This window comes from Mycobacterium conspicuum (assembly GCF_010730195.1).
Taxonomy (GTDB): Bacteria; Actinomycetota; Actinomycetes; order Mycobacteriales; family Mycobacteriaceae; genus Mycobacterium; species Mycobacterium conspicuum.
This window is the reverse complement of the sequence record NZ_AP022613.1, coordinates 2,870,146-2,884,080: the sequence shown is the minus strand read 5'-3', so window position 1 is coordinate 2,884,080 and position 13,935 is coordinate 2,870,146. Positions and strand designations below refer to the sequence as shown.

At 68.7% G+C, this 13,935-nt stretch carries 9 protein-coding genes and 2 riboswitches; of the genes, 6 read left to right on the top strand and 3 right to left on the bottom strand.

Going from position 1 to position 13,935, the window contains the following annotated elements:
- The first annotated feature begins 8 nt into the window (after positions 1-8).
- The 6 genes from G6N66_RS13365 to G6N66_RS13340 all read left to right on the top strand — a co-directional run bounded on the left by G6N66_RS13365 (position 9) and on the right by G6N66_RS13340 (position 9,347).
- Complete coding sequence (locus G6N66_RS13365; RefSeq protein ID WP_085230998.1) at positions 9-1,457, top strand: GuaB1 family IMP dehydrogenase-related protein; 1,449 nt, start codon at positions 9-11, stop codon at positions 1,455-1,457.
- Positions 1,458-1,548: 91 nt separating this feature from the next.
- Positions 1,549-2,928 (top strand): hemolysin family protein, encoded by a 1,380-nt coding sequence (locus G6N66_RS13360; protein WP_085230999.1) that lies wholly within the window; start codon positions 1,549-1,551, stop codon positions 2,926-2,928.
- Entirely contained in the window at positions 2,928-3,968 is a 1,041-nt protein-coding gene (locus G6N66_RS13355; protein WP_085231000.1) for a hemolysin family protein, read from the top strand. The genes G6N66_RS13360 and G6N66_RS13355 overlap by 1 nt, the downstream gene beginning before the upstream one ends.
- 223 nt (positions 3,969-4,191) lie before the next feature.
- Positions 4,192-6,399 (top strand): malate synthase G, encoded by a 2,208-nt coding sequence (locus tag G6N66_RS13350; RefSeq protein ID WP_085231001.1) that lies wholly within the window; start codon positions 4,192-4,194, stop codon positions 6,397-6,399.
- A gap of 53 nt (positions 6,400-6,452) precedes the next feature.
- On the top strand, positions 6,453-8,396 hold the full coding sequence (locus G6N66_RS13345; protein ID WP_085231002.1) for a substrate-binding domain-containing protein: 1,944 nt from the start codon (positions 6,453-6,455) through the stop codon (positions 8,394-8,396).
- Between the two features lie 126 nt (positions 8,397-8,522).
- On the top strand, positions 8,523-9,347 hold the full coding sequence (locus tag G6N66_RS13340; RefSeq protein WP_085231003.1) for an MBL fold metallo-hydrolase: 825 nt from the start codon (positions 8,523-8,525) through the stop codon (positions 9,345-9,347).
- On the opposite strand, the gene gcvP is transcribed toward G6N66_RS13340, so the two are convergent.
- The 3 genes from gcvP to G6N66_RS13325 all read right to left on the bottom strand — a co-directional run bounded on the left by gcvP (position 9,344) and on the right by G6N66_RS13325 (position 13,916).
- Positions 9,344-12,166, bottom strand: coding sequence for an aminomethyl-transferring glycine dehydrogenase (gene gcvP, locus G6N66_RS13335; protein WP_085231004.1), 2,823 nt, complete (start codon positions 12,164-12,166; stop codon positions 9,344-9,346). The two genes, G6N66_RS13340 and gcvP, sit on opposite strands and share 4 nt — an antisense overlap.
- Positions 12,167-12,210: 44 nt before the next feature.
- Positions 12,211-12,332, bottom strand: a riboswitch (glycine riboswitch).
- Positions 12,333-12,430, bottom strand: a riboswitch (glycine riboswitch).
- A gap of 100 nt (positions 12,431-12,530) precedes the next feature.
- Complete coding sequence (locus G6N66_RS13330; protein WP_085231005.1) at positions 12,531-13,169, bottom strand: MerR family transcriptional regulator; 639 nt, start codon at positions 13,167-13,169, stop codon at positions 12,531-12,533.
- 252 nt (positions 13,170-13,421) lie between these two features.
- The gene (locus tag G6N66_RS13325; RefSeq protein WP_085231006.1) at positions 13,422-13,916 is read right to left on the bottom strand and encodes a bifunctional nuclease family protein; all 495 of its coding nucleotides are present in this window, start codon (positions 13,914-13,916) and stop codon (positions 13,422-13,424) included.
- Between the last annotated feature and the right edge of the window lie 19 nt (positions 13,917-13,935).

Below are 13,935 nucleotides of genomic sequence, written 5' to 3'. Positions count from 1 at the left end.
CGACAGCGATGAGGTTTCTGAACGGGCACTCGCCCGGGTACGACCTGACCTACAACGACGTCTTCATCATGCCCAACCGCTCAGACGTCGACTCGCGGTTCGACGTCGATCTGTCTTCCGCCGACGGCTCGGGGACCACGATCCCGGTGGTGGTGGCCAACATGACCGCGGTGGCGGGACGGCGGATGGCCGAGACGGTCGCGCGTCGCGGCGGCATTGTCGTTCTGCCGCAAGATCTTCCGATCACGGCCGTGCAGCAGACGGTGGGGTTCGTTAAAAGCCGTGACCTGGTCTGGGACACCCCGGTGGTGCTGGAGCCCGACGATTCGGTGTCCGACGCGACCGCCCTGATTCACAAGCGCGCCCACGGTGTCGCGGTGGTGCTCTTCGAGGGGCGACCCATCGGGCTGGTCAGCGAAGCCAGTTGCCTGGGCGTCGACCGCTTCACCCGGGTGCGCGACGTCGCGATCACCGACTTCGTCACCGCACCGGTGGGCACCGAGCCGCGCAAGATCTTCGACCTGCTCGAGCACGCCCCGATCGGGGTCGCGGTGGTGACCAACGCCGACGGCACGCTGGCCGGGGTGCTGACCCGCACTGGCGCCATCCGCGCCGGCCTCTATACCCCGGCCACCGACGCGCGCGGGCGGCTGCGGGTGGGCGCGGCCGTCGGGATCAGCGGCGACGTCGGCGCCAAGGCGCGCTCGCTGGCCGAAGCCGGCGTCGACGTGCTCGTCATCGACACCGCTCACGGGCATCAGGCCAAGACGCTGGCCGCGATCAAGGCGGTGGCGGAGGTTCTTTCCGAGTTGGGCCTCGACGTCCCGCTGGCCGCGGGCAACGTGGTGTCGGCCGAGGGCACCCGGGATCTGCTGGCCGCCGGGGCCAGCATCGTCAAGGTCGGCGTCGGACCGGGCGCGATGTGCACCACCCGGATGATGACCGGCGTCGGCCGCCCGCAATTCTCCGCGGTGCTCGAATGCGCTTCTGCGGCAGCCGAACTCGGCGGTCACGTGTGGGCCGACGGCGGGATTCGCCATCCGCGCGACGTGGCGCTGGCGTTGGCCGCCGGGGCGTCGAACGTGATGATCGGCTCGTGGTTCGCCGGCACCTACGAGTCGCCCGGGGACCTGATGCGCGACCGCGACGACCGGCCGTTCAAGGAGAGCTACGGCATGGCGTCCAAGCGGGCGGTGGTCGCGCGCACCGCCGTCGACACCGCGTTCGACCGCGCGCGCAAGGCGCTGTTCGAGGAAGGCATCTCGACGGCCCGGATGGGGCTGGACCCGGATCGCGGCGGCGTGGAGGACCTGCTCGACCACATCACCTCCGGCGTGCGCAGCACCTGCACCTACGTCGGCGCCTCCAGCCTGGCGGAGCTGCACGAGCGGGCCGTCGTCGGCGTGCAGTCGCCGGCCGGCTACGCCGAGGGTCACCCGCTGCCCACCGGCTGGTGACGCCTCTGTCCGTGACGGCGCCGGAAGTTGTGGCAAACGTTTCGCTAGCATGTTGCGTGACATCGAGCGATAGGGATGAGCTGAGCCGGCCGTGGGTCTGTCCATCACCACCGTCAGCGTGCTGGCCATCGTGGTGCTCATCTTCGGCAACGCGCTGTTCGTCGCGGCCGAATTCTCGCTCACCGCGCTGGACCGCAGCACCGTGGAGGCCAACGCCCGCAGCGGCAGGCGCCGGGACCGCTTCATCCAGCGCGCACAGCAGCGGCTGTCGTTTCAGCTGTCGGGCGCGCAGCTGGGCATCTCGATCACCACGCTGGTAACGGGTTACCTCACCGAACCGCTGGTGGCGAACCTGCCGCATCCCTGGTTCGACGCGATGGGGATGTCCGATCCGGTGGCCGACACGATCATGGCGGTGGTGGCGCTGGTGATCGTCACCTCGGTGTCGATGGTGTTCGGCGAGCTGGTCCCGAAGTACCTGGCGGTCGCGCGTCCGCTGCGCACCGCCCGCACCGTCGTCGGCCCGCAACTGGTGTTTTCGGCGCTGCTCACCCCGGCCATCCGGGCCACCAACGGGGCGGCGAACTGGATCGTGCGCCGGTTCGGCATCGAGCCCGCCGAGGAGCTGCGCTCGGCCCGCTCGGCGCAGGAGCTGTTGTCGCTGGTGCGGACGTCGGCGCGGAGCGGGTCCCTGGACCTTGCGACCGCGTCGCTGGTGCGTCGGTCGCTGCAGTTCGGCACGCTGACCGCCGAGGAACTGATGACGCCGCGCACGGAGGTCGTCGCGCTGCAGACCGACGACACCGTCGCCGACCTGATCGCGGCCGCCGCGGAGTCCGGGTTCTCCCGATTTCCGCTCGTCGACGGCGACCTCGACTCGACCGTGGGCATCGTGCACGTCAAGCAGGTGTTCCAGATACCGCCGGCCGATCGCGCGAGCACCCTGCTCACCTCGGTCGTCAAGCCGGTTCCCGTGGTGCCCTCGACACTGGACGGCGACGCGGTGATGGCCGAAATCCGCGCCAACCCGCTGCAGACCGCGCTGGTCGTCGACGAGTACGGCGGTACGGCCGGCATGGTGACCATCGAGGACCTGATCGAAGAGATCGTCGGCGATGTGCGCGACGAGCACGACGACGCCACCCCGGACGTGGTGGCCGCCGGCGGCGGATGGCGGGTGTCGGGCCTGCTGCGCATCGACGAGGTGTCCACCGAGACCGGATACCGGGGCCCCGAGGGCGAATACGAGACCATCGGCGGCCTGGTGCTCGAACAGCTCGGCCACATCCCCGAGCCCGGGGAGACGGTCGAGCTGCCCGCCCTCGACGCGGACGGCCTGCCCGACGAGTCGATGCGCTGGCGGGCGACGGTGTTGCGGATGGACGGCCGCCGGATCGACCTGCTCGAGCTGACCGAACTGGGCGCTCGGCCGGAAAGCCACGACGAAGCCAACTCGGAGCTGGGCCGCTGATGCACGAAGCGCTGGGCGTGCTGGCGGCGATCCTGCTGATCGCGGCCAACGCGTTTTTCGTGGGCGCCGAGTTCGCGCTGATTTCGGCCCGACGCGACCGCCTCGAGGCATTGGCCGAGCAGGGCAAGGCCAGGGCGGTCACCGTGATCCGGGCCGGTGAGCAGCTGTCGTCGATGCTGGCGGGCGCGCAGCTCGGCGTGACGGTGGCCTCCATCCTGCTCGGCCGGATCGGCGAGGCGGCGGTCGCCGACCTGTTGCGCGAATCGTTCGCGCTGACCCGGATGCACCCGGCGCTGGCGCACTCGCTGGCGTTCGCGATCGCCCTGGCGATCGTCGTGACGCTGCATGTGCTGCTCGGCGAGATGGTGCCGAAGAACATCGCCCTGGCCGGCCCGGAGCGGACGGCGATGCTGCTGGTACCGCCCTACCTGGCCTATGTGCGGATAGCTCGACCGTTCATCGGGTTCTACAACCAGTGCGCCAATGCGGTGCTGCGCGGGCTGCGGGTGGAGCCGAAAGACGAGCTGGACAGCACGGTATCCCCGGCCCAACTGTCCGAGATGATCGCCGAGTCGGTGTCCGAGGGGCTGCTGGACGCCGAGGAACACACCCGGCTGACCCGGGCGCTGCAGATCCGCACCAGGGTGGTGGCCGACGTCGCGCGCCCGCTGGCCGACATCCACGCGATCCAGGTCGCGGATTCCGGCTCGGGGCCGACCGTCGGCGCGGTGGAAGCGGCCCTGGCCCAGACCGGCTACTCCCGCTTTCCGGTGATCAGCCGCGACGGTGGCTACATCGGATACCTGCACATCAAGGACGTGCTGACGCTGGGCGACGACCCGGCGACCGTCATCGACCCGGCGCTGGTGCGGCCCCTGCCGCGGGTCCCCGAGTCATTGCCGTTGGTCGATGCCCTGTCCCGGATGCGGCGCAGCAACAGCCATCTGGCGCTGGTCACCGGCGAGGCGGGGCAATTGGTCGCGATGGTCGCGATGGAGGATTTGGTGGAGGACTTGGTCGGCGCGATGCGCGATCATTAGCAGCCCGTATGATCACCAGCGGCGGTAGTCGACCTGGAATTGCCCGCAACAGTGCGCCGGTTCGCCAGAGGCGATTCCCGCGACCGCCGAATCGGGATGACCGCAGTCGTCAGCGCGCCCTGACCTGGCTCCGACCTGGCAGGGCGCGCGACGGAATAGGTTCTTCGGGCTGCTGGTCGGTAGGCTGGACTAATTGCCGGTGAGGCAAAAATGGAGGAGAACAATGACCGATCGCGTGTCGGTGGGCAACCTGCGCATCGCCCGGGTGCTCTACGACTTCGTGAACAAAGAGGCGCTGCCCGGCACCGATATCGACCCGGACAGCTTCTGGGCCGGTGTCGACAAGGTCGTCACCGATCTCACCCCGCGGAACCAGGATTTGCTGGCCCGCCGTGACGAGTTGCAGGCGCAGATCGACCGATGGCACAAGCAACGCGTAATCGCCCCCGTCGACGCCGACGAATACCGGCAGTTCCTCACCGAGATCGGCTACCTGGAACCGGAACCCGACGACTTCACCATCACCACGTCCGGCGTTGATGACGAGATCAAGACCATGGCGGGCCCGCAGCTGGTGGTGCCGGTGCTCAATGCGCGGTTTGCGCTGAACGCGGCCAACGCACGCTGGGGCTCGCTGTACGACGCCCTCTACGGCACCGACGCGATTCCGGAGAAGGACGGCGCCGAGAAGGGCACCAGCTACAACAAGGTGCGCGGCGACAAGGTGATCGCCTACGCGCGCAAATTCCTTGACGGCGCCGTGCCGCTGGCCTCCGACTCATGGTCCAACGCCACCGGCATCACCGTCGAGGACGGGCGGCTGGCGGTCGCCCTGCCCGAAGGTGCCACCGGGCTCGCGGACCCCGGGCAGTTCGCCGGGTACACCGGCGAGCTTGGCTCCCCCAGCTGGTCGGTGTTGCTGGTCAACCACGGTCTGCACATCGAGATCCTGATCGACCCGGAATCGCCGATCGGCAAGACCGACCGCGCGGGCATCAAGGACGTGGTCCTGGAGTCGGCGGTCACCACGATCATGGACTTCGAGGACTCGGTCGCGGCCGTCGACGCCGACGACAAGGTGCTCGGCTACCGCAACTGGCTCGGCCTGAACCGCGGGGACCTGTCCGAAGAGGTCGACAAGGACGGCAAGACCTTCACCAGGAAGCTCAACGCGGACCGGCGCTACACCGCCCCCGACGGCAGCGAGTTCACCCTGCCCGGACGCAGCCTGATGTTCGTGCGCAACGTCGGTCACCTGATGACCAACGACGCCATCCTTGTCAGCGACGGCAACGAGGACAAAGAGGTGTTCGAGGGCATCATGGACGCCCTGCTCACCGGCGTGACCGCGATCCACGGGCTACGGGACGGGTCCCAGAATGACGGCGCCAACGGGCCGCTGCTCAACAGCCGCACCGGTTCGATCTACATCGTCAAACCCAAAATGCACGGGCCCGACGAGGTGGCGTTCACCGTCGAGCTGTTCAGCCGCGTCGAGGACGTGCTCGGGTTGCCGCAGGGCACCTTGAAGGTCGGCATCATGGACGAAGAGCGCCGCACCACGGTGAACCTGCGGGCGTGCATCAAGGCCGCCGCCGACCGGGTGGTGTTCATCAACACCGGGTTCCTGGACCGCACCGGCGACGAGATCCACACCTCGATGGAGGCCGGCCCGATGGTGCGCAAGGGCACTATGAAGAGCCAGCCGTGGATCCTCGCCTACGAGGACCACAATGTCGACGCCGGCCTGGGCGCCGGCTTCATCGGCCGTGCCCAGATCGGCAAGGGCATGTGGGCCATGACCGAGCTGATGGCCGACATGATCGAGCAGAAGATCGCCCAGCCCCGCGCGGGCGCCAGCACCGCCTGGGTGCCCTCGCCCACGGCGGCCACCCTGCACGCGATGCACTACCACTTCGTCGACGTGGCCGCGGTGCAGCAGGAGCTGTCCGGTCAGAACCGCACCAGCATCGACCAGCTGCTGACGATCCCGCTGGCCAAGGAACTGGCGTGGGCCCCCGAGGAGATCCGCGAGGAGGTCGACAACAACTGCCAGTCGATCCTCGGCTACGTGGTGCGCTGGATCGACCAGGGCGTCGGCTGCTCGAAGGTGCCCGACATCCACAACGTCGCGCTCATGGAGGACCGCGCCACCCTGCGGATCTCCAGCCAGCTGCTGGCCAACTGGCTGCGGCACGGCGTGATCACCGCCGAGGACGTGCGGGCCAGCCTGGAGCGGATGGCGCCGATGGTCGACCAGCAGAACGCCGGCGACCCCGCCTACCGGCCGATGGCGCCCAACTTCGACGACAGCATCGCCTTCCTGGCCGCCCAGGAGCTGATTTTGTCCGGGGGGCAGCAAACCAACGGCTACACCGAGCCCATCCTGCACCGGCGCCGTCGTGAAGCCAAAGCTCGGGCCGGTGCCTGATCGCGGCTCGATTGGCCGGGCGGTGAAGCGACGGGACGACAGCGGGCGCCGGCATGGGTAGGCACCGGAAGGACGACCGGGAGGAACGGGAGGAGTCTGGGCCGCTGCCGGCGGTCGATGAGGACGCCTACGCCGGCGATGCCGGCGATGTCTCGGCATCCGGACCCGCCCAGGAATTCCCCGAGTACCCCGACTTTCCGCCTCGTCAGTCCGAGGCGGTCGCCGCGCCCCCACCGCCAACCTCCGGCCACCGCGGATTCGGTGCCTGGCAGGGCGGCCACCGCAGCGCCGGCGGCCGGCGCGGGGTCAGCGTCGGGTTGATCGCGGCTCTGGTCGCGGTCGTCGTGGTGGTCGGCACCGTGATCATCTGGAGCTTCTTCGGCGACGCGCTATCGCACCGCGGGCACACCGCGGCGGCGCGCTGCCTGGGCGGCAACGAAACGGTCGCGGTGGTCGCCGACCCGTCGATCGCCGATCACCTGCAGGAGTTCGTCGAGGGCTTCAACGCGTCGGCCGGCCCGGTCGGCGATCGCTGTGTGTCGGTGAGCGTCAAGCCCGCCGGCGCCGACGCCGTCCTGGGTGGCCTGGCCACCAAGTGGCCCGCCGAGCTGGGCTGCCAGCCCGCGTTGTGGATCCCGGGCAGCTCGATCTCCGCGGCGCGGCTCGCCGCGGCCTCGGGTCAGAAGGCGATCACCGACAGCCGCTCACTGGTGACGTCGCCGGTGCTGCTGGCGGTGCGGCCCGAATTGCAGTCGGCGCTGGCAAACCAGAGCTGGGCCGCGCTGCCGGCCCTGCAAACCAACCCGAACTCGTTGGCCGGCCTGAACTTAGCGCCCTGGGGCTCACTGCGACTTGCGCTACCCAGCAAAGGCAACGCCGACGCCGCGGCGCTCGCCGGCGAGGCGGTGGCCGCCGCGTCCGTGCCCGCGGGCGCGCCGCCAACGCAGGGTGTCGGGCCGGTGCGGGCCCTGATCGGCGCACAGCCCAAACTGCCGGACGGCACGCTGACCGAGGCGATGGATGCGCTGCTCAAGCCCGGTGACGCGGCCGCGGCGCCGGTGCACGCGGTGATCACCACCGAGCAGCAACTGTTCCAGCGTGGCCAGTCGCTGCCGGACGCCAAGAGCACGCTGGGCTCCTGGCTACCGCCCGGCGCGGTGCCGGTCGCCGACTATCCCACCGTGCTGCTCAGCGGCTCGTGGCTGTCGAAGGAGCAGACCGAGGCGGCCAGCCAGTTCGCCCATTACCTGCACAAGCCGGAGCAACTCGCGAAGCTGGCCAAAGCCGGCTTCCGGGTTAACGGCGTCAAACCGCCGAGCAGCGCCGTCACCAGCTTCGCGGCGCTGCCCGCCACGCTGTCCGTGGGTGACGACGCGGAGCGCGCGACGCTGGCCGACGCGATCCGCACACCGTCGAACGGGGTGGCGGCGACGATCATGCTCGACCAGTCGCTGCCCACCGACGACGGCGGAAAGACCAGGCTGGCCAACGTGATCGCGGCGCTGCAGGACCGGGTCAAGGCGCTGCCACCCAACTCGGTCCTGGGGTTGTGGACATTCGACGGCCACGAGGGCCGATCGGAGGTGGCCGCCGGGCCGCTGAGCGACCCGGTCAACGGCCAGCCCCGCTCGGCCGCCCTGCTCGGCGCGCTGGACAAGCAGTATTCCTCCAATGGCGGTGCCGTGTCGTTTACCACGCTGCGCATCGTGTACGGCGAGATGCTCGCCAATTACCGTGGCGGCCAAACGAATTCGGTGCTGGTGATCACCGGCGGTCCGCACACGGATCAAACCCTGGACGGGCCGGGTCTGCAGGACTTCATCAAACGCAGTGCCGATCCGGCCAAGCCGGTCGCGGTCAACGTCATCGACTTCGGCGCCGACCCGGACCGGGCGACGTGGGAAGCCGTCGCCCAGCTCAGTGGTGGTAGCTATCGAAACTTGCCGACGTCGGCGACTCCCGAACTCGCCACCGCGATCACGACGTTTTTGGGCTGACCGCGCCATCTCCCGGTGGAGTCAGGTGGGTCCCACCCGCCCCCTGAAACCAGGGCAATGCAAGGCACGACACCTTTTGAAAGTTGCTGTCGCCGGTGACATCACGCTGTCCGCTGCAGGAACGCCATGAGCGTCGATTTCTCCCGTCTGGTCGGCAACAATCGGGAAATGACGTTGATTGCCGAGTCCGGCGAATCTGGCCCAGGTGATGTCACGGTGACGTTCGCCGGATCTGGCGATGCGTTCGGAAGTGGGGGGCGCTTGCAAGCCTGCATCGCAGTGCAGGCCGGTGGGCAGGGGCCGATTCTGCTCGACTGCGGGGCGACCAGCCTGGTCGCCCTCAAACGCCAAGGCATCGACCCCAATCAGGTTGGCGCTGTGGTGGTTTCGCATCTACACGTCGATCATTACGGTGGACTGCCGCAGCTGATCCTGGAGGGACAGTTCAACCGTCGTGAGGCCCCGTTGACGATTGCCGGGCCGGTCGGCACGGCCGACCGGCTCACCGCAGCCCTGGAGGTGATGTTTCCCGGCTCTTCGACGGTGCGCCGGCGGTTCGACGTCAACGTGATCGAATTGCAGCCCGACAACCGCGCAGAAAGCATCGACACCGCAGTGATACACGCCGTCGAGGTCGACCACGGGATGCCGGGCAACACCGCCCTGGGGTTGCGAATCGCTGTGGCCGGCAAGACGATCGCGTACACCGGCGACACCGCGTGGACCGACACCCTCATCGATCTGGCCGCGGACAGCGACCTCTTCATCGCCGAGTCCTACTACTGGGACAAACCGGTGCCCTACCATCTTCGGCATTGCGACCTCATCGCCCATCGCGATCAGCTGGCAAGCCGGCACATCATCCTGACCCACATGTCGGCCGACATGCTCGGCCATGCCGATGACGCGGCCTTCGATCTGGCGTTTGACGGCCGGGCCGTGAGTTTCTAAGCGAACGCCTCCACCGGCGGGCATGAGCAGACCAGGTTGCGGTCGCCGTACGCGCCGTCGATGCGCCGCACCGGCGGCCACACCTTGGGCCGGAAGGCCTTGCCCAGCGGGTAGGCGGCCTCCTCGCGGGTATACGGGTGATCCCAGTCGGCGACCAGGAGGCATTCGGCGGTGTGCGGTGCGCCGCGCAGCGGGTTGTCGTCGACGGTCCACTCCCCCGCGCCGACCCGGTCGATCTCGCCGCGGATGGCGATCATCGCCTCACAGAAGGCATCGAGTTCGGCCAGGCTCTCGCTCTCGGTGGGCTCCACCATCAGGGTGCCGGCCACCGGGAAGCTCATGGTCGGTGCGTGAAAACCATAGTCCGCCAAGCGTTTTGCGACATCGTCGACGGTCACGCCGGTGGCCTTTGTGATCGGCCGCAGGTCCAGGATGCACTCGTGGGCGACCATGCCGTTCTCGCCGGTGTAGAGCACCGGGAAGTGCTCGTCGAGCCGGCGAGCGATGTAGTTGGCCGCGGCGATCGCGGTGAGCGACGCCGCCCGCAGGCCGTCAGCGCCCATCATCCGGATGTAGGCCCAGGTGATCGGCAGAATCGACGCCGAGCCGTAGGGCGCCGACGAAACCGGCCGGCCGGCGGGCAGCTCCGGGGCGTAGGGGTGGCCGGGCAGGAACGGCGCCAGATGCGAGCGCGCCGCCACCGGGCCGACGCCCGGGCCGCCGCCGCCGTGCGGAATGCAGAACGTCTTGTGCAGGTTCAGGTGGCTGACGTCGCCGCCGAACTTGCCCGGCCGGGCCAGGCCAACGAGCGCGTTGAGGTTGGCGCCGTCGATGTAGACCTGGCCACCGGCGTCGTGCACGGCCGCGCAGATGTCGGCGATGTCGTGCTCGTAGACGCCGTGCGTGGACGGGTAGGTGATCATCAACGCCGCCAGCCGGTCGGCATGCTCGGCCACCTTGGCCCGCAGGTCGTCGAGGTCGACGTCGCCGTTTTCGCGGCAGGCCACCACGGCCACCCGCAGCCCGGCCAGGGCCGCCGACGCCGCGTTGGTGCCGTGCGCGCTGGACGGGATCAGGCAGATGTCGCGGTGCGGTTCGCCGCGGCTTTCGTGGTAGTCGTGGATCGCCAGCAGGCCGGCGTACTCGCCTTGCGATCCGGCGTTGGGCTGCAGCGAGACGGCGTCGTAGCCGGTGATGTCCACCAGCCAGCCCTCCAGGTCGGCGATCAGCCGGCGCAGCCCCGGGGTGTCGGAGGCCGGGGCGAACGGATGCTGTCGCGCGATTTCGGGCCAGGTGATCGATTCCATCTCCGCCGCGGCATTGAGCTTCATCGTGCACGAGCCGAGCGGAATCATGCTGCGGTCCAAGGCGATATCCTTATCCGCCAGCGTGCGCAGGTAGCGCATCATCGACGTCTCGGTGCGGTACTGGGTGAACGCCGGGTGGGTGAGGAACGCCGAGGTGCGGGTGGCGATCGGGCTGTCGACCGGCTCGCCAGCGGCAACTCCGAAAGCGTCCAGAACCGCGTTGACGTGCGCCCCGATGGTCGCCTCGTCGCAGGCCACCGACACGTGGTCGGCGTCGACACGCCACAGGTTGATGCCCTGCGCCTTGGCCTTGTCCACCACCTCGTCGGCGCGCCCCGGCACCCGGGCCAGCACGGTGTCGAAGTAGCGCTCGTGCACCAGGGCGTCACCCAGGCCGGCGGCGATCGCCTCGGCGTGACCGTGCACGCGGCGGGCGATCGCGGTCAGGCCCTCGGCGCCGTGATAGCTCGCGTACATCGCGGCCATCACCGCCAGCAGCACCTGCGCGGTGCAGATGTTGCTGGTCGCCTTGTCGCGGCGGATGTGCTGCTCGCGGGTTTGCAGCGCCAGCCGGTAGGCCGGCGACCCGTCGGCATCCACCGATACGCCGACCAGCCGGCCCGGTAGCTGCCGGGCGTGCTTGCTGTGCAGCGCCAGGTAGCCGGCGTGCGGGCCACCGAATCCCATTGGCACACCGAATCTTTGGGTGGTACCGAACGCGACGTCCGCCCCGATTTCGCCGGGCGGGGTGATCAGGGTGCACGCCAGCAGATCGGCGCCGACGGCCACCAGCGCGCCGCGCTCGTGCGCCTCGGCCACCAGATCCGACCAGTCCGTGATGCGCCCGCTGGCGCCGGGCAGCTGCACGACGACGCCGAAGAACTCACCGTCGGGCAGGCCGTCACGCAGGTCGGCGGTGACGACTTCGATGCCCAACGGCTTGGCGCGGGTGGCCAGCACGGCGGCGGTCTGGGCGAAGATGTCGGTGTCGACGGCGAGGCGGTTCGAGCCGCCGCGGGCGGCGCGGTGCAGCAGGGTCATGGCCTCGGCGGCCGCGGTGCCCTCGTCGAGCATCGACGCGTTGGCGATCTCGAGGCCGGTGAGGTCGGCGACCATGGTCTGGAAGTTCAGCAGCGCCTCCAGCCGGCCCTGACTGATCTCGGGCTGGTACGGGGTGTAGGCGGTGTACCAGGCCGGGTTCTCCATGATGTTGCGCAACAACACCGGGGGTGTGAGCGTGTCGTAGTAGCCCTGCCCGATCATCGACACGGCGACGGTGTTGCTGTCGGCCAGCGCCCGCAACTCGGCCAGCGCCTCGGCCTCGCTGGCCGCCGGGGGCAGCCGGTCCAGCCCGGGGGCGTCACCGTTGCTGAGCTTGTCCAGGATGCCGGCGGGCAGGGCCTTGGCCGCGAGTTCGTCGAGGGAGTCGACCCCGATGGCCGCGAGCAGGGTGGCGACGGCCTGGCCGTCGGGGCCGATGTGCCGGTCTGCGAATGACGATTGGTGAGCCACTGGCGAAACTCCTGACGGGTACAGCGGGCAGAGGGGACTACTGGCCCTCTCCCTCTGTCTTCACCCGCCAATCGGGCGCCTGAGAGATTCAGCGCCGTATGCCTGCGCCTTTCCCCATCGGCGGGCGTGGACCGGTATCCGTCCACGCCGCTTTCCAGAGGCATCGTTATCTCGCGCGGTCCGGGGGCCTGAGAGGTTGACGGAGAGGTATTGCTCCTTCGGCGTCCGTAGCTGGCGGCCACAGAACTCTCCCGCACGAGTGCGATGCGTTGTCGAGCTTACTAGACCGCGAGGGGCCCCGTAGGTACAGGGACACGCCGGTAAAGCGGTGCAAATGGGGACGCTCGCGCCAAATGGCGAGAAATCAGCCGATCTTGCGGTCGCGGTGCTTGCGACGGGAAGCCAGCTCGTCTTCCGGGGCGGCGATCGACTCGCCGCCGTCGGCGCGCTCACCGCGGAAGTCGGCGATGACGCCGGTCAGCTCGCGCATCGCACCGGACACCGCGATGCCGAACACGCCCTGACCGCCCTGCAGCAGGTCGACGACCTCTTCGGCCGACGTGCACTCGTACACCGTGGTCCCGTCGGAGAACAGGGTGATGTTGGCCAGGTCCTGGACGCCGCGCTGACGCAGATGATCGACGGCCACGCGGATGTTGTGCAGCGAGATACCGGTGTCGAGCAGCCGCTTGACGATCTTGAGAACCAGGATGTCCTTGAACGAATAGAGCCGCTGGCTGCCGGAGCCGGCCGCGCTGCGGATCGAGGGCACCACCAGCGAGGTCCGCGCCCAGTAGTCCAGCTGGCGATACGTGATTCCGGCGATCTGGCAGGCGCTGGGCCCGCGGTAGCCGACCAACTCGTCGGGCACGGAGTCGTCGGGAAACAGTCCGGGTTGCACGGGTGCGGTCGCGGTGGGGTTTTCCGGGGCGCCGTCACCACTGGTCGCGCCGTCCGCGTGGTCACCAAGGTCCAGTTGACCTTGACGTGGCTGCTCGCTCACGGTGCTTCCTCTCGCCGATCGCGCTGTGGTCGCTAGCTGCGTCTCTGACTGCCTGGACAGCCACCCTTGGTCAGGCCCGAGTGCTAGAAAGCTTACTGCTGTTCGATAGCTACTGTGACCTAAGTCTTGATGAAAGTATGGCCGCCGCTTCGGTCGGTAGGTGGCTAACCGGCAGGCGTGTCGCGTTTCGGGGCTAGATGAGATGCATCCGTGACTATTGACAACCCCCGAAACAGCTAAACCCCTCCGCGGCTAGGTCGCCTTGAAATCGTCGGGTGACACGCTGTCGAGAAACTCCTTGAACTTCTCCACCTCGTCCTCACGGACGGCGGTGTTGCCCTCTTCGTCGGTCTCGTCGGGGATCAGCAGGCCGGCCTGGGCCAGCACCGCTTCCTCGACATAGATCGGGACGCCGACCCGCAGCGCGATCGCCACCGAGTCCGAGGGGCGCGCCGACACCTTGATGTCGCGGTCGAAAATCAGATCGGCGTAGAAGGTGCCCTCCTGCAGATCGACGATCCGCACCTCTTTGAGCGAATGTCCAAGCGCGGCAATGAGATCCCTGATCAAATCGTGTGTCAGCGGGCGGGGTGGTTCGACGCCCTGCTGTTCCAGCGCGATCGCGGCGGCTTCCGACTGACCGATCCAGATCGGCAAGTACCGGTCACCGTCGGACTCGCGCAGCAACAGCACCGGCTGGTTCTGCGGCTGCTCGACACGAATGCCGACCACACGAACTTCACCCATCTGTGTCTGCCCTCCGCCA